This is a genomic window from Flavobacterium sp. MDT1-60 (genome assembly GCF_014844035.1).
Classification (GTDB): domain Bacteria; phylum Bacteroidota; class Bacteroidia; order Flavobacteriales; family Flavobacteriaceae; genus Flavobacterium.
This window is the reverse complement of the sequence record NZ_CP062159.1, coordinates 4753361-4769589: the sequence shown is the minus strand read 5'-3', so window position 1 is coordinate 4769589 and position 16229 is coordinate 4753361. Positions and strand designations below refer to the sequence as shown.

Genomic DNA, 16229 nt, shown 5'->3' with positions numbered 1-16229 from the left:
TTAATAGATTATAATTTTAACGGTATTGTTATGTTTTTTGTTGCCACGAATTTCACGAATTTCCACTAATTTTTTATTTCCACTTTTTGATAAAAAAATCTGCCAAATCTGCTAAATCTGCGTGAGATTTTTTTTGCCACAGATTAGAGGATTAAAAAGATCAATGCTGCAAATGCTGGGGCTTAATTTTTTTGCCACGAATTGCACTAATTTTCACTAATTTTTTTAATAATAACGGACGTAAATTTGTTGCTTTATTTTTAACACATAGAAACATAGTTTTTCTTTACGGTTAAAGGCGTTTCACTTGTTTAAATAAATCCCGATGCTTCGGGACTATGTGTGAAAATCTAGATTTTTTAAAAACACCTTTTACAAGCTTTAAAATCTATATTTCTATGTGTTTAAAATTTTATTTTTTTCGCCACTAATTTCACGAATTACATTATACTCAATACTTGGAAAAATAATTCGTGGAAATTCGTGTAATTCGTGGCAAACTTTTTTATCATTTCGTGGCAAACCCTTTTTTTAATCAGGTAAAGAAATTTTTCCCATTGTGACGGAGGGAATTCCTTTTTTTGTACCAAAGTTATAATCACCGCCTGCAACGGTTTCGTTGGCTAAAACGGCAAATAAAACCGCTTCTTTCGCATCGCCTGAAATGCCGAGATCGTCACTTTTTTGAAACGGACACGACAATAATTCCTTTAATCCTTTTACCAATAACGGATTGCTTGCGCCTCCGCCAGACATATAAACCGTAAAATCCTCGATTGGCGTTCCGGTGTTTTTTACGACAAACAGAATCGCTTCTGCAATCGTTTCCGCGCTTAGTCTTGTTAAAGTGGCAAGCAAATCTGGTGCCGAAATGTTTTCGAATTTGGTTTTTACCAAAGCCGAATCGACAAAAGCTTTATTGAATAATTCCTGACCGATGGTTTTTGGGAAGCTTTTCTGGAAGAAAGCATCGCTTTTTAATTCCGTTAAAAGGGTTTGATTTACGGTTCCGGTTTGGGCAATTTCGGCATCTTTATCGTAGCTTTTTTCAGGGAAAAAGTGTTTCGTGAAAATGTCCATTAACGTATTTGCGGTTCCGGTATCGGTTACAAAAACTTCTCCGGCGTTTTGGGATGCGGGTAAATAAGTGAAATTCGCGATGCCGCCCATGTTGAGCATAATGCGGTTTTCACCTTTTTTGCTGAACAATAAATAATCGCCATAAACCGCCAAAGGCGCACCTTCGCCACCGCCAGCCACATGTTTTTGCCTGAAATCGGATAATGTTATAATTCCGGTTTTTACAGCAATATGATCGCCGTCGCCAATTTGCAAAGTCGCATTGGGGAATTTTTCCTGCTGATGCAAAAACTTCGGTGCGTGCAAAACTGTTTGGCCGTGCGAGGCAATTAAGTCGACTTCGTGCGCGGGAATATTCCATTTCTCGAGACAATCGTTGACCATGCCGGCGTGCAAAAGACCGATCCATTCGTTTAATAAAGCCAAATGCTGAAAATCGATCGTTTTCTGGGCAAACACTTTACGGATTTCGGTTTTAATGTCTTCGGTATAATTGATGGTTTCGAACTCCAGAATTTTTACAGCGTTATTTTCGCCCGCGCCAGAAATAGCACAAAGCGCAATGTCAAGCCCGTCAAGGGAAGTTCCGGACATTAAACCTATTATTTTTCGGGTATCTTTTTGAGCGATTTCATAAAGAGCGCTTATATTTTTATTCATTAAAATGAGGTTTTAAGGAAGTGTTTTATTTGCTAATGCTAAAATCAGATTTATTTGCATATAAATATAGTGAAAAAGAAATTTTTACGAATTGTTATGATTCTCTTGTCGATTTATATCTTGAAAAAGATGATAAAGCAAAAGCGATTGAAACTTTCAAAAAGACCTTAAAACTAAAAGCAATTCCGGAAACAAAAGAGAAATTAGAGAAGTTGTTGAAGGAGGAGAAGTAATTTTATTGATTGTATGTGGAAAAACTCAACTGTTTTGGTTGAGCTTTTTTTGTTGACAAAATCAGGTATAAGTACTTGGTTGTTTAGAATTGTTAATTGATATTTTTGAGAAATAAGATTTAAAAACTCTACAAATAAGGTTTTCCGTAAAAAATTTGTAAATCAATAGTCTATATTTGAAAATTACGTTCACGAGCGAGACGCTCGCGCCAGCTGGACAATCATTTTTACTACTGTGTAGAGAATTGAATAAACCCAAATAAAATCAGTACATTTAGAAAGCAATAGAAACACCAATATATTAAAATATGGAAGCAGATTTAAGACTAAAACTTGAACAACTACACCAAAGAGTTGATTCACTAAAAGATCAAATTAACACCGAAGAAGCTACTAAAAATGCATTTGTAATGCCATTTATTCAAATTTTGGGATTTGATATTTTTAATCCTACAGAAGTAATTCCAGAATTTATATGTGACATTGGTACAAAAAAGGGCGAGAAAATAGATTATGTAATTAAGAAAGATGGTGAACCCATTTTAATTATTGAATGTAAACATTGGAAAGAAAATGTTGATGCACATAATTCACAACTTCATAGATATTATCATGTTTCAAAATCTCGTTTCGGAGTTTTAACTAATGGTCATACTTATAATTTTTATGCTGATTTAGAAAAACCAAACATAATGGATGAAAAGCCATTTTTTACATTAGACTTAGCAAATATTTCTGATTCCAGCTTAAAAATTCTTGAAAATTTTACCAAAAGCAGTTATAATTTAGAAAATATTTTAGACTCGGCAGAAGCGTTAAAATACATAAAAGCAATAAGAAATGAATTTGAAAAAGAATTACAAAATCCGTCTGATGAAATTGTGAAACTTCTGGTAAGCAAATTCTTCAATAAACCATTAACTGCATCAAGATTAGTCGCTTTTAAAGAATACACAAAGAAAGCTTTTTCTAACTCTATAAATGAATCAATAAATTTCAGGCTTAAAAACGCATTAAATATTGGTGAAACTATTCCATCAAAAGAAAATCAAAAATTATCTTCTGTAGATGAAGAAATTGAAACTCCAAGATTTATTACAACCGAAGAAGAAATAGAAGGTTCACAAATTATCAAAGCAATTTTAAGAGAATCAATTCCTGCTAATAGAATATTTTTTAGAGACACACAATCTTACTTTGGAATTCTATTAGACGATAATAACAGAAAACCATTATGTAGATTACATTTTAATTCTGCTAACAAATATGTAGAGTTATTTCATAATGGAAAAGATAATGGTGAAAAGCAATCTTTGCAAAGTCTTGATGAAATTTATAAATTCAAAAAAGAATTACTTTCTACTATAAAAAACTATGAATAAGTAATTACTTGATATTTTCGAAGTCTTTTCAATTATCCTGCTCTTCGAAGTCTGCTGGCGCGAGCGTCTCGCTCGTGCGCACAATCTTTATCACTAAACATTCCGTGTGTTCACAAGCGAGACGCTCGCGCCAGCAGGGGAAATATTACTAATTATTTAGAATTAAATTTGAAATGAAAAACGCAATTTCAAAAGCAATAATCTTATTTTTTGTGTTTTCAGCTGGTTGTAGTAAAACAGAAAAAGTTCAAATAGAAGTAAAAAATATTATAAAAAGTGCCGAAATTCTAACCTTTAAAGATTTAAGCGACCAACAAAAGAAAGAATTAGAATATTGTTGTTCTTATTATCCAAGTAATTGGCGTGATGGCGTTAGTTTTGAAAAAGAAAAGGCATATTTTGTGAAGACAAAAATTGATAATAATCTTTTAGCAAGCTTGACAGAATCAAATACATTTTCCAAAATAGAATTGTTAAATAATGGAAATACTTATTTATATGGAAAATACCATAATCGTTGGGGGTTTGTTGATAATAAAAACGATACTATATTCGAAACGGAAAAATTTGAAGGTCATCGAATTATTGCGATCACTAGACGAGGTAATATTGATGAACTTATTGTTGGTCCTTTAGTAGAAAAACCAAAGAAAATGTATATAGAAATTAGTGATTCGAAAAACTACCCTAATCTAACGCCGGAATATATTATTTCTTTGGACTCTTCAAGAAACTGAAAACATTTTTGGAAGTTATATATAGAGAGAAATCTTCTGACTTTATAAATTTAGGGTGAAAAATATTTAATAAAAAAAATGAGTAGATTCAAAAATATAGATTCAAAGCTTTCTGATTTAACAATTAAGCTTAATGGAAGGTTAACTAAAGATAGACCTAGTTACCCAGAATCATTAAGAACATTTGAAGAACGAAGAATTGATTTGATAGAAAATGGCATAATGAAAGCTATTATAATTCAGCCGAATTTTGAAGTAAATGGTGTGAACTCAAATATTTGGAATTTCATAAATCTTGCTATTTATGATGATGGTTTGTCAATTTCAAATCCGAAATGGATGGAGATATTAGTTGATCAAAAAGATTTTAGTTTTATTGATGATAACATTGACAAATTACTCTTAAAGTCTGAAGAGAATTTATCTAATATTTCAATGAAAGATTTAGTTTAAATTTAATATTTGTATACTTATGGTTTTCCGTAAAAAATCTATAAATCAGGTTTTTATATTTGGTTATTATAAATTTAAAAACAAAAAGTATGACAAATTTCGGGAGAGATTCTTTAAGGTTTAATTATTCTTGGACTACTACGGAAGGAGATAGTAAAAAAGTGATTGGTTATCCTGATAATGTATTATTAAATAGAAATGAAGGTTACGAAATCTTGCATTTTATTAATAAGTACATGCTAACAAGAAATCTTAATAGCACAATATCAAATTTCACTGCTATTGAGAATTCGATTAAAACAAGTGTTCCTTCTAATTTAAGAAGTCAGGCACATATTAAAACATGGTTAGATAATAATCTAAAGTAAGATTGTTTAATGTCATAATCTTTGAAAAAAAACCTGTTAAATCGAGGTTTTTCCATTTATTGTAAAATCAAAAATCTTATTCCAAACTCAAATAAGGGTTTAAAACTTCGGCTAATTCATTCAGCCAATAAAAGCTGTTTTCTAAGGTGTTTATTTGGGTTTGAAGGGTTTCATGTTCCCGCATAATTCCTAAAGCGAGTAGATAATTTACTTGCCTTATTGCCTTGGCCATTCCTTCGGGTTCTATTGTGTTGTTGAAAAAATTCATGAGCCTTGTTTCGGCTTCTTTTGAAAGGGTGTTGGTACTCATAATCTTTGTGTTTAGGAAAAGAACCCGCACAGCTAAGGTGTCCTACGCCACAAAGTGCGTTGCAGTTGTTTCCAATACCGCCACCATACCGTACGGGCAAAAGCTTTTTTGATATCATTTTTCTTTGTGTTTAGGACTGCAAAGATATCAAAAAAAATATTTTAAGTAAGAAAAATATTATATTTTAAGAAAGAAAATGTTGTTGCTTGGAGCAAACAATTTCTACGCGGTAAATATAAAACGTTATTTTTACAATCGAGAATATTTTAAATAAATGAAATATATACAAGACGAAAATATTTTCAGTTTAATTGGTAGAATATATGGAAGAAACTCAATCGAAAAAAAGAGAAGAATATTTAAAAGAAGTTAATAAAAGAACTTGGGATGATTTGCGAACTACACATCAAAGGTTTGACTATCTTTTGATTACTGTTGATGGAGCGGGAATTTATCTTTCTTTGGAATTAATGAAATTTTTATATGAGCATCATAAACCTATAGGTGTACCTTTAAAAGCTTTTGGAATGTGTCTGGTCATTTCAATTATATTTAATTTTTTATCTCAATTTTACAGTTTCAATGTATGTCATAATGTTCTTAAAATCGAACAAGATGTTGCATTATATGAAGAACCTGAAATAAAAAAATATAATAAAAAAGTTCAAATCTATAGTTTTTTGGCATCTTTTAGTATGTGGATAAGTATGATACTAATGATAATTGGTGTCATTGGTTTAATGATATTTTTGTATCGTAATTTTTAAAACATAAAATCTTCTTATGGAACCAAGTCCCCTAGCCCTGATAGAAGTGGAAATCCTTTTGTGTCCGCCGCGGCGGACACAAAAGATTGTAACGGATAGCAGGAAATAGCTCCTGATGAAAAATGAAATTCCAATTTTTCACGTTTTCAAAAGCCTTCGACTCCGCTCAGGGTGACAATTCGGTTAAATTCCAATATTAAAATCCCAAATTCCAATCTGCACGTGTTTGTTGAGGTCGAAATTTAGTTTTCAAAAGCCTTCGACTCCGCTCAGGGTGACAATTCGGTTAAATTCCAATATTAAAATCCCAAATTCCAATCTGCACGTGTTTGTTGAGGTCGAAATTTAGTTTTCAAAAGCCTTCGACTCCGCTCAGGATGACAATCATGGAAAAAACCTATGAACCTTTGTCCCTTTGCACCTCTGAACCTGAAAAAAAGCACCTCAGAACCTTAAAAAAATAACTATTTTTGTCAAATCATATTCAGCAAAAATGTCACTACTTAAGGATTTAGAACAATTATCAGCATCGTTGGAAGGAACACTTTTATACGATGATCTTCATAAAACACTTTATTCGACCGATGCTTCGGTGTACCGGATTAAACCAAAAGCGGTTGCCGTGCCTAAATCTATCGCAGATATAAGTAAACTGATTCGGTTTGCGGGGGAACATCAAATTTCGATTACGCCAAGAACGGCGGGAACTTCGCTGGCCGGACAAACGGTGGGTGACGGAATTGTGGTCGATGTTTCGAAGAATTTTACCAAAATCCTGAATTTCGACCCGATTAAAAAAACGGTTACAGTTGAACCCGGCGTGATTCGCGATGAACTGAATTTGTTTCTGAAACCTCATGGCGTGTTTTTTGGTCCTAATACTTCGACTTCCAACCGCTGTATGATTGGCGGAATGGTGGGCAATAATTCTTCGGGAACGACTTCGATTCGCTATGGCGTGACGCGCGATAAAATTGTGGAGATCAAAGCGATTTTGAGCGATGGATCTGAAGTTGTTTTTAAGGAACTGACTTCGGCGGAATTTATCGAGAAAACCAAAGGCGACACCTTAGAAAATAAAATATACAAAAGCGTTTACGACGAACTTTCGGTAAAAGCAACACAGGACGAAATTATAAAAGAGTTTCCGAAACCGGAGATTCACAGAAGAAATACGGGTTATGCGGTTGATATTTTACTGAAATCGGATTTGTTTGGCGGAACGGAACCTACCATAAACCTCGGAAAATTACTCTGCGGAAGCGAAGGAACTTTGGCCTTTACGTATGAAATTACCTTAAAAGTTGACGATTTACCACCCGCTAATAATATTATGGTGGTGGCACATTATCATAGCATTCAGGAATCGCTGGAATCTGTTGTGGTGGCGATGAAACATCATTTGTACACAGCAGAAATGATTGACGATACGATTTTGGATTGTACGAAAACGAATCGCGAACACATTAAAAACCGTTTCTTTTTGGTGGGAGAACCAAAAGCGATTATGATGTTTGAAGTGGCTTCGCACGATGCACAGGATGCCGAAAATCAGGCGAATGCCTTAGTGGCTGATTTAGAAAAAAATAACTTTGGTTACGCGCTCGTAAAAATTTACGGAGCGGATATTGAAAAAGTAAATGAACTTAGAAAAGCCGGCCTCGGGCTTTTGGGAAGTATCGTAGGCGACGACAAAGCAGCCGATTCTATTGAAGATACAGCAGTTGAATTGAGTGATTTACCCGCATATATTGCGGAGTTTTCGGCTATGATGCTGCGTCACGGACAAGGTGCGATTTATTATGCGCATGCGGGTGCGGGCGAACTGCATTTGCGTCCGGTTTTGAATTTGAAGAAAACATCGGACTTAAAACTCTTTAGAACGATCGCGACCGATGTGGCGATTTTGGTTAAGAAATACAGAGGTTCGCTAAGCGGGGAACACGGCGACGGAATTGTGCGCGGCGAGTTTATTCCGTTTATGATTGGCGAGACGAATTATGAATTGCTAAAAAGAATCAAATTGGCGTTTGACCCGAATTCGGTTTTGAATATCGGGAAGATTGTGAACGCTTTAAAGATGGATGAAAACCATCGTGTGGTTTCGGGAAGGGTAGAACCGGATATTAAAACGTTTCAGGATTTCTCAGACAGTTTAGGGATTTTGCGCGCTGCTGAAAAATGCAACGGTTCCGGAGATTGCAGAAAATTGCCATCGGCAGGAGGAGCGATGTGTCCGAGTTATCGTGCGACCAAAAATGAAAAGGAAACCACGCGTGCGAGAGCAAATGCGTTGCGTGAATATTTGACGTATTCTGAGAAAGAAAATAAATTCGACCAGAAAGAATTATACGAAGTTTTTGAGTTGTGTGTGAGCTGTAAAGCCTGTGCCAGCGAATGTCCGAGTAATGTGGACGTTGCAACCTTAAAAGCGGAATTTTTATACCAATACCAAAAAGCAAACGGTTTCTCGACCCGAAATAAAATTTTTGCACACAACGCAAAACTGAATAAAATGGGAAGTTTGTTTCCGTCGATAACCAACTTTATTTCGAATCAGTCGCTGGTTAAAAAAAGCATGGGAATTGCACCGGAAAGACAAGTGCCGCTTTTAGCAAAAAAGACTTTTAGAAAATGGCATGAAAATCATAAACCTGCAGTTACGGATTTTCCGAACGGAAGATTGTATTTGTTTGTAGATGAATTTACCAATTATTACGATGTAAATATAGGAATCGATGCTTTCGAATTATTAACCAAATTAGGTTATCAGGTTCTCGTGATCGACCACGAAGAAAGCGGAAGAACGTATTTGTCAAAAGGATTCCTGGAAGAAGCGAAGAAAATCGCGAATACAAACGTGAATATTTTCAAAGATTTAATTTCTGCGAAAACGCCGCTAATCGGAATCGAACCTTCGGCCATTCTGACTTTTAGAGACGAATATTTGCGTTTGGCAGATGATAGAGAAGTTGCTGAAAAGTTATCACACGATACCTATACAATCGAAGAATTCTTTAAAAAAGAAATTATAGATGGTAAAATCACACCGAATTCTTTTTCGGATGAAAAGAAAGAAATCAAAATTCACGGGCACTGTCATCAGAAATCATTGAGTTCTGTCGAAGCGACTTTTGCAATGCTGAATTTACCAACCAATAATACGGTTACGATTTATAATTCAGGTTGCTGTGGAATGGCGGGATCTTTTGGCTACGAAAAAGAACATTATCAGGTGAGTATGCAAATGGGGGAGGATACCTTATTCCCAAAAGTGCGTGCCACTGCCGAAAACGTAAAAATCGCCGCTGCAGGAACCAGCTGTCGCCATCAAATTTATGACGGAACGAGTAGGGAAGCACAGCATCCGGTGAGTATTTTGAGAGCGTGCCTGAAATGAGAGATGTTTGCCACGAATTTCACTAATTTTCACGAATTTAAAATCATTCGAAAAAAAATTAGTGAAAATTAGTGAAATTCGTGGCTAAAAAACTTTTAACTCAATGAGATTTTCTTTCCGGTCTCGGCGGCTTTATAGATTGCATTTATGACTTTAATGTCTTTAAGTCCTTCTTCGCCGGTAATATGGTTTGGGAGTTTTTTGTTTTCTAATAGTACTTTCGCGATTTCATCCATTTGTGTTTGCTGTTGGTTGATTTCAGGGAATTTTAGAGGTCCTTTTGAGGTTTTTCCTTCGTAGGGGCCGTAACTTAAAGAGGGACTTAATTGAAAATTACCCTCGTCTGCAGTGGCATAAATTCGGTCAATATAATAACCGACAGAAGAATTGCAATTGGCCATTGCACCGCTAGGGAATTCCATTTGCCACGAAATACTTTCCTCTGTTTCTGAAAATCTGTTTTTGTCATTTACAGTTCCGAATTGAGCGGTAACAGCAATCGGTTCTTCTCCTAAAATATATCGGCTTGCCTGGATACAATAAATTCCCAAATCCATTAACGGACCACCGCCGGATAATTTCTTATTTAACCTCCATACGCTTGGATCATTTATATCGACAGGTTTTTTGGCAATTGTATCATAGGTTTTATATCCCAGGGATGTTTCTATATAGCGTACTTTTCCGAAAACTTTCTCTTGCCCCAGTCGTTTAATTTCCATGTGCGTTGGTTCATAATGCAAACGATAACCAACTGCCAATTGTACCTTATTATCGTTGCAGGCTTTGATCATTTCCTCACATTCCTTGACGGTAATTGCCATAGGTTTTTCGGTAATGACATGTTTGCCGGCTTTTGCAGAACGAACAACAAAATCTTTGTGCATGCTATTTGGCAATATCACGTAAACCAAGTCAATATCTTTGTTGTTGATAATCTCATCAAAATTTTGATAGTTATAAATGTTCTTGTCAGGTATGTTATATTTCGCTTTCCATTTGGTCGCTTTTGCCGGAGTACCGGTAACTATTCCGGCAAGTGTACAGTATTCAGAAACTTCTAATCCTTCTGCAACCTTTGTGGCATAAATTCCTAAACCGCAAAGCGCAACATTTAATTTTTTTCCGGTATAGGGTATTTTGTCAGGATCAGGTGCAGTTAAGAAAGAGGGTAGTGTTGTTATGATCACGGAGGCTCCAACGCCAGCTCCAAATTTATTTACAAATGATCGTCTTGAAATTTTTTCCATGTGGTTTGGTTTTATAGTAGTAGTGGTTTATTAATAGGTGTTTTTTGAGAGATATTACATTTGTGATTTTTGTAAAATGCTCATTCAAAAATAATTATAAATTATTTTGTTTCATCCAGATCGTCAGATTAAAACAAATGTAAAAAAAGACGGAAGATTTTTATTAAGGTTTGAAGCGAAAAAAATGGGAGAATTTTTCTAATTTGTGACAAAAAACAGGTGCGTATTTGAAATGAGAAAATGGCACGTGGATGACACGGATTTAGACGGATTGGCGCTGATTTTTTGTTAGTCTTTGTCAATTTTTTCACGCAGATCTAGGAGATTACAGCAGATTTAAAAAAGATTTTATAATCTTAGCAAATAAATAATCTGCGCACATCTGCTAAAATCTTTTTAAATCTGCGTGAAACAAAATTCGGGGAAATTAGTGTAATTCGTGGCTAAAAAAACTTAGTGCCTTAGTGCCTTTGTGGCAAAAAATAATTCCAATTAAAACAAAATGGTTTTATATATTTGAAATCAGGATAATTTTTGCATTATTTGCAAAATAAAACCACAAAGACCGACATAAATTAATTTATAAAAGCAAAACCACATATGGCATTATCAGGTTTATTCCGAAAAAAAACGGTACAAGATATTCTCAAGCAAGTTGCAAAAAACGAAGCAGATGGTCATAATGCATTAGGAAAACATTTAACGACCAGAGATTTAACTGCTTTTGGAATCGCAGCAATCGTTGGAGCGGGAATTTTTAGTACAATCGGAAAAGCAAGTGCCGATGGCGGACCAGCCGTTATTTTCTTGTTTTTATTTACGGCTTTGGCCTGTAGTTTTGCCGCTTTTGCTTATGCCGAATTTGCTTCGATGGTTCCGGTTTCAGGAAGTGCTTATACGTATTCTTATGTAGCTTTTGGAGAACTTATTGCCTGGATTATCGGTTGGGCTTTAATCATGGAATATGCGGTCGGAAATATAACCGTTGCGATATCGTGGAGTGATTATTTTACGGGACTGCTCCAGAGTGGCGGGATTCATTTACCACAATGGATACAAATGGATTACTTGACTGCTTCAAACGGATTTAAAGATGCCACAGCTTTAATGCAGGGCGGAAAAACATATGAAAACTTAGGATCAGGATTACAAGCTGCTTATACGGCATGGACAACGGCGCCAACAATAGGTTCTTTTCATTTTGTTGCCGATTTACCAGCTCTATTCATCATTGTTTTGATTACAGCTTTGGTTTATAGAGGAATGAAAGAGTCGCGTAATGCGAGTAATGCAATGGTTGTTGTAAAACTTTGCATCGTACTTTTAGTTATTGCAGTTGGTGTATTTTATGTAGATACTGCAAACTGGGATCCGTTTGCTCCAAATGGCGTTAGCGGTGTTCTAAAAGGAGTTTCTGCTGTTTTCTTTGCTTATATTGGTTTTGATGCGATTTCGACAACGGCCGAAGAGTGTAAAAATCCACAACGTGATTTACCTCGCGGAATGATGTGGGCGATTATTATTTGTACGATTTTATATATTGCCATTGCCTTGGTTCTAACCGGAATGGTGCGTTATAACGAATTGAATGTTGGAGATCCTCTGGCATTTGTTTTCGATAAATTAAACTTAAAATGGATGTCAGGAATTATTGCCGTAAGTGCAGTAGTGGCTATGGCGAGCGTTTTATTGGTTTTTCAAATGGGACAGCCTCGTATCTGGATGAGTATGAGCCGTGACGGTTTATTGCCAAAGAAATTTTCTACTGTGCATCCGAAATTCAAAACACCTTCATTCGCTACCATTGTAACCGGTTTTGTTGTTGCGGTTCCGGCTTTGTTTTTAAACTTGACAATGGTTACCGATTTATGCAGTATCGGAACTTTATTTGCCTTTGTATTGGTTTGTGCGGGAGTTTTGGTTTTGCAAAATAAAACGGATATTCCAAGAGGAAAATTCAAAACGCCATATGTGAATTCGAAGTATATTTTGCCGGTTTTAATGATTGCCGGAATATATTACGCTTTTGCTTTCAACAATAAAGCGACAATGGCTTTTATTAATAATGAAGCGCAAACAAACGATGCGACGACAATTATTACGTCCTTAGATAAAGAAGAATCTGCAAAAGTTTTCAATTATTTGGAAAGTATCGACGTTAAAAATAAAACGGCCGAAACTTCAGATTTAGAGCATTTGTTAAGCCAGTACCAAGACGACGATGTTAAATATGCTGAAGTTGTAAAAGGTTTACCGATCAATGATTCTCTAAAATACGAATCAGGTTTCAGCTTATTCAAACACAAAATCCCAATGTGGATTTTCCTTTTCGTTTTAGTTGGATTAGCGGTTTGGTCATTCAGACAAAATTTATCTTTAATTCCACTTTTAGGATTAATTTGCTGTTTGTACATGATGGCCGAATTAAGTGTCTGGAACTGGATTTATTTCACGATCTGGTTGTTAATCGGGTTGTTTATTTACTTTACTTATAGCAGGAAGAATAGTAAGCTAAACTTCCCTGAAGAAGTTAGAAGTTAGAAGTCAAAAGTTATATGTAAAAAGCCGTTCTGAGATTATTTTCAGAACGGCTTTTTTATTTTGCCACAGATTAAAGGATTAAAGTGATTTTGTTTCACGCAGATTTTTGCAGATTTAAGCAGATTTAAATAGATTTAAAGAGATTTTTTTAAGCTTACAGAAATAAGTAAATCTGCGCTGATCTGCTTAAATCCTTTTAAATCTGCGTGAAATACCTTAGTGTATCTCTGTGGAAACCTCCGCGAATCTCTGTGAAATAACTCTTATAGAATACCCAATTCCACCATACAAGCTTTCATCATCTCATAAGTACGCTTAATATCATTATCCAACCCAATAGAAAAACGAATTAAACCATCAGTCAGCCCCATTTCAGCTTGTTCTTCTAACGGAATTTCACTCGATGTTGAGGTTCCCGGAGCGCTGAAAAGTGTTTTGTAAAACCCTAAACTTACTGCCAAATAGCCTAAGTTTCTTGCCTGCATCAATTCCATTAATTCATTGGCTTTTTCCAAAGTTCCAACGTCGATCGTCATCATTCCGCCAAAACCATATTCCGGATTAATCATCGTTTTGTAAAGCTCGTGACTCGGGTGACTTTTCAATCCCGGATAAACCGTTTTCAAACCATCCGCCTCAAACTGATCTGCCAGAAAATGTGCGTTATGACTGTGTTGTTTAATTCGGATATGAAGCGTACGAAGATTTTTCATCACAGAAGCCGATCGCAAACTGTCCATTGTTGGTCCCAAAAGCATGCTCGCTCCAGAGTTTACATTTTTCAGCGAATTGATAAATTCTTTTGATGCACAAGTCACACCGCCAACGGTATCACTACTTCCGTTAATGTATTTCGTCAAACTGTGAATCACGATATCGGCTCCTAATTTTGCCGGAGAAACTGATAAAGGTGAAAACGTATTATCAACCACCAACTTTAAATTATGTTTTTTAGCAATTTTAGCCAAGCCAGCTATATCAGCTACTTCCAATAAAGGATTACTAACGGTTTCGCAATAAATAACTTTCGTATTTGGCGTAATAGAAGCTTCCACAACATCTAATTTTGTGATGTCTACAAAACTCGTTTCAATTCCGAATCGAGGTGTAAAATTCTTCAAAAAAGCATACGTTCCACCATAGATTGTTCGGCTTGAAACAATGTGGTCGCCCGCACCGCAAAGCTGCAATAGTGTAGGCGTAATAGCACCCATTCCCGAAGCTGATACGTTTGCTGTTTCTGTTCCTTCCATCGCCGCCAAAGCCTGATCCAAATACAAATTGCTTGGCGAAGAATGACGCGAATACAAATAACAGCCTTCCATGTTTCCTTCAAAAGTATCAAACATAGTTTTCGCCGAAAGGAAAGTATAGGTAGAAGAATCAGAAATCGAAGGATTCACCCCTCCAAATTCCCCAAAATATTGCAAATCCTGAATTTTATCTGCCGGATTAAAGTTTTTCATAAGTTCTTAAATTGATATTTTATTGTTTTTTGATGTTTATTTATTTGTCATCCTGAGCGGAGTCGAAGGAAGGAGCTATTTCCAGCTTTCCGTTTCAAGTCCTCATAAAAAAGGCAAAGTTTCTAATGTTCTAAAAAGAGCTTCTCCCGAAGCCTCGGGAGTCGCTTTTTTAGCCCAAGAAACTTTTGCCTTTTTTACTCCGGGCTTTACTCTTCAATCAGGGCTAGGGCACTCGTTTTCAAAAGAAAATCCATTCAAAATAACATCTTATTAGAAAATTAATCAATGATTATAGTTATAATTGGATTTTAAAACTATAAAATTAATTTGTTGTAGATTTTTAATTTAAATTTGTTTAATAAAATCCAAATCAATAGATTTTTTTTCATAGCAACCACAAACCACAAACCACAAACTTTAAAAAATGATCTTAGACGCCACCGATAAAAAACTTCTGGTTTTACTACAAACCGACAGTAAAAAGACAACCAAAGAATTATCCTTAAAACTGAACCTTTCCGTAACGGCTGTTTATGAAAGAATCAAAAAACTAGAACGCGAAGGAATTATTAAAAACTATGTAGCGTTAGTCGACAAATCAAAAATCGAAAAAGGATTTGTGGTTTTCTGTCATTTAAAACTCATTCAGCACACCAAAGAATTCCTAACCAAATTCGAAAGTGAAGTCATCAAACTAAACGAAGTTTTAGAATGCCATCACGTAAGCGGTGACTACGATTATATCCTGAAAGTGCTGGTAAAAGACATGGAAGCCTACAGAGAATTTTTGGTAACTAAACTTACAACCTTACAGCATATTGGCAGTACGCAAAGTACTTTTATGATTAGTGAGGTGAAGAATTCGACGGTGATTTTCTAAGATACTAAGGTTCTGAGTTGCTGAGGTTCTGAGTTTAGGTTCAAAGGTTCAAAGGAGCTAAGGTTCAAAGGTTTTTTTGTTTCAAGTTTCAAGTTTCAAGTTTCAAGTTTCAAGTTGCTTGCTTTCGTGTCCTTAACTTTGCCAGCAAATTTAAAAGGAGTCTTTGCTAGCTTTGTATTAAAATGTCCAATCCAAAAAAAACTTTGCGACTTCGCGACTTTGCGAGATTAAAAAACAAAAAACTTTGCGTCCCGAAGCTTCGGGATTGCGTAAGTCTCATCGAACTTTGCGATGAAATTCACATGCTAAATTCACAATCCAAAACTAAAAAGCCTTAAATTTGATTTAAAATGAAACGATAATGGAAACGAAAGAATTAAGACGCAAACTCATAAAGGACTTTGGGAAATTCATTGAAGACGATTCTAAATTAGAAATTTTAGAAAGTGTCTTTGATGCTATAAACCATGATGAAAAAAATCAATAGTTTCCGATTCACATTATGATTTAGTTGCTGAAGAAAGAGAAAAGTATATTTCCGGAGAAAATCAGTCAAGTTCGTGGGAAGAAGTAGAAAAACGTCTGAATGCTAAATATTCATATTGCTAAATTCCAATTTTTAAATCCCAAATTCCAAAGCTTTGCGATTTTGCGATACTAAAAAATAAAGCTCTGTGAACCTTAGCGTAACTCTTAGCGTTA

14 protein-coding genes are annotated in these 16229 nt (G+C 35.3%); 10 read left to right on the top strand and 4 right to left on the bottom strand.

The features are described 5' to 3' along the window. Window positions 1-531 precede the first annotated feature (531 nt). The gene (locus IHE43_RS20140; RefSeq protein WP_192185571.1) at window positions 532-1740 is read right to left on the bottom strand and encodes an anhydro-N-acetylmuramic acid kinase; all 1209 of its coding nucleotides are present in this window, start codon (window positions 1738-1740) and stop codon (window positions 532-534) included. 35 nt (window positions 1741-1775) lie between these two features. On the opposite strand from IHE43_RS20140, the gene IHE43_RS20135 reads away from it, so the two are divergent. The 5 genes from IHE43_RS20135 (at window position 1776) to IHE43_RS20115 (ending at window position 4913) form a co-directional block, all read left to right on the top strand. Further along, window positions 1776-1973: a hypothetical protein gene (locus IHE43_RS20135; RefSeq protein WP_192185570.1), complete on the top strand. Its 198-nt coding sequence runs from the start codon at window positions 1776-1778 to the stop codon at window positions 1971-1973. Between the two features lie 308 nt (window positions 1974-2281). Further along, complete coding sequence (locus IHE43_RS20130; RefSeq protein WP_192185569.1) at window positions 2282-3355, top strand: type I restriction endonuclease; 1074 nt, start codon at window positions 2282-2284, stop codon at window positions 3353-3355. A 173-nt stretch (window positions 3356-3528) separates the two neighbouring features. Beyond that, window positions 3529-4092, top strand: coding sequence for a hypothetical protein (locus tag IHE43_RS20125; RefSeq protein WP_192185568.1), 564 nt, complete (start codon window positions 3529-3531; stop codon window positions 4090-4092). Window positions 4093-4170: 78 nt separating this feature from the next. Then, the gene (locus IHE43_RS20120; protein WP_192185567.1) at window positions 4171-4545 is read left to right on the top strand and encodes a hypothetical protein; all 375 of its coding nucleotides are present in this window, start codon (window positions 4171-4173) and stop codon (window positions 4543-4545) included. A gap of 89 nt (window positions 4546-4634) precedes the next feature. Continuing rightward, entirely contained in the window at window positions 4635-4913 is a 279-nt protein-coding gene (locus IHE43_RS20115; RefSeq protein ID WP_192185566.1) for a hypothetical protein, read from the top strand. Window positions 4914-4989: 76 nt separating this feature from the next. On the opposite strand, the gene IHE43_RS20110 is transcribed toward IHE43_RS20115, so the two are convergent. Then, entirely contained in the window at window positions 4990-5223 is a 234-nt protein-coding gene (locus IHE43_RS20110) for a hypothetical protein (RefSeq protein ID WP_192185565.1), read from the bottom strand. A 323-nt stretch (window positions 5224-5546) separates the two neighbouring features. Between IHE43_RS20110 and IHE43_RS20105 the strand changes: the two genes are divergently transcribed. Both IHE43_RS20105 and IHE43_RS20100 read left to right on the top strand, forming a co-directional pair. Further along, complete coding sequence (locus tag IHE43_RS20105; RefSeq protein ID WP_192185564.1) at window positions 5547-5990, top strand: hypothetical protein; 444 nt, start codon at window positions 5547-5549, stop codon at window positions 5988-5990. 493 nt (window positions 5991-6483) lie between these two features. Continuing rightward, on the top strand, window positions 6484-9390 hold the full coding sequence (locus IHE43_RS20100) for an FAD-binding and (Fe-S)-binding domain-containing protein (protein ID WP_192185563.1): 2907 nt from the start codon (window positions 6484-6486) through the stop codon (window positions 9388-9390). Window positions 9391-9485: 95 nt separating this feature from the next. Here IHE43_RS20100 and IHE43_RS20095 read toward each other — a convergent pair whose 3' ends face one another. Then, entirely contained in the window at window positions 9486-10640 is a 1155-nt protein-coding gene (locus tag IHE43_RS20095) for a Gfo/Idh/MocA family protein (RefSeq protein WP_192185562.1), read from the bottom strand. 600 nt (window positions 10641-11240) lie between these two features. On the opposite strand from IHE43_RS20095, the gene IHE43_RS20090 reads away from it, so the two are divergent. Then, complete coding sequence (locus IHE43_RS20090) at window positions 11241-13181, top strand: amino acid permease (protein ID WP_192185561.1); 1941 nt, start codon at window positions 11241-11243, stop codon at window positions 13179-13181. A 263-nt stretch (window positions 13182-13444) separates the two neighbouring features. Here the strand turns inward: IHE43_RS20090 and IHE43_RS20085 are convergent, their stop codons facing one another. Then, window positions 13445-14647, bottom strand: a complete 1203-nt coding sequence (locus IHE43_RS20085; protein WP_192185560.1) for an aminotransferase class I/II-fold pyridoxal phosphate-dependent enzyme — start codon at window positions 14645-14647, stop codon at window positions 13445-13447. Window positions 14648-15071: 424 nt separating this feature from the next. On the opposite strand from IHE43_RS20085, the gene IHE43_RS20080 reads away from it, so the two are divergent. Further along, window positions 15072-15527: an Lrp/AsnC family transcriptional regulator gene (locus IHE43_RS20080; protein ID WP_192185559.1), complete on the top strand. Its 456-nt coding sequence runs from the start codon at window positions 15072-15074 to the stop codon at window positions 15525-15527. Between the two features lie 361 nt (window positions 15528-15888). Next, a complete protein-coding gene (locus tag IHE43_RS23905) occupies window positions 15889-16014 on the top strand; it encodes a hypothetical protein (protein WP_255513809.1) in 126 nt (41 codons plus the stop codon). Window positions 16015-16229 lie beyond the last annotated feature (215 nt).

Bases quoted from the DNA above. Each gene is read 5' to 3' on its own strand.
- IHE43_RS20100 (WP_192185563.1), top strand. From the start codon at position 6,484: ATGTCACTACTTAAGGATTTAGAACAATTATCAGCATCGTTGGAAGGA.
- IHE43_RS20080 (WP_192185559.1), top strand. From the start codon at position 15,072: ATGATCTTAGACGCCACCGATAAAAAACTTCTGGTTTTACTACAAACC.
- IHE43_RS20090 (WP_192185561.1), top strand. From the start codon at position 11,241: ATGGCATTATCAGGTTTATTCCGAAAAAAAACGGTACAAGATATTCTC.
- IHE43_RS20095 (WP_192185562.1), bottom strand. From the start codon at position 10,640: ATGGAAAAAATTTCAAGACGATCATTTGTAAATAAATTTGGAGCTGGC.
- IHE43_RS20085 (WP_192185560.1), bottom strand. From the start codon at position 14,647: ATGAAAAACTTTAATCCGGCAGATAAAATTCAGGATTTGCAATATTTT.
- IHE43_RS20125 (WP_192185568.1), top strand. From the start codon at position 3,529: ATGAAAAACGCAATTTCAAAAGCAATAATCTTATTTTTTGTGTTTTCA.
- IHE43_RS20110 (WP_192185565.1), bottom strand. From the start codon at position 5,223: ATGAGTACCAACACCCTTTCAAAAGAAGCCGAAACAAGGCTCATGAAT.
- IHE43_RS20140 (WP_192185571.1), bottom strand. From the start codon at position 1,740: ATGAATAAAAATATAAGCGCTCTTTATGAAATCGCTCAAAAAGATACC.
- IHE43_RS20130 (WP_192185569.1), top strand. From the start codon at position 2,282: ATGGAAGCAGATTTAAGACTAAAACTTGAACAACTACACCAAAGAGTT.
- IHE43_RS20115 (WP_192185566.1), top strand. From the start codon at position 4,635: ATGACAAATTTCGGGAGAGATTCTTTAAGGTTTAATTATTCTTGGACT.
- IHE43_RS20135 (WP_192185570.1), top strand. From the start codon at position 1,776: ATGCTAAAATCAGATTTATTTGCATATAAATATAGTGAAAAAGAAATT.
- IHE43_RS20120 (WP_192185567.1), top strand. From the start codon at position 4,171: ATGAGTAGATTCAAAAATATAGATTCAAAGCTTTCTGATTTAACAATT.
- IHE43_RS20105 (WP_192185564.1), top strand. From the start codon at position 5,547: ATGGAAGAAACTCAATCGAAAAAAAGAGAAGAATATTTAAAAGAAGTT.
- IHE43_RS23905 (WP_255513809.1), top strand. From the start codon at position 15,889: ATGGAAACGAAAGAATTAAGACGCAAACTCATAAAGGACTTTGGGAAA.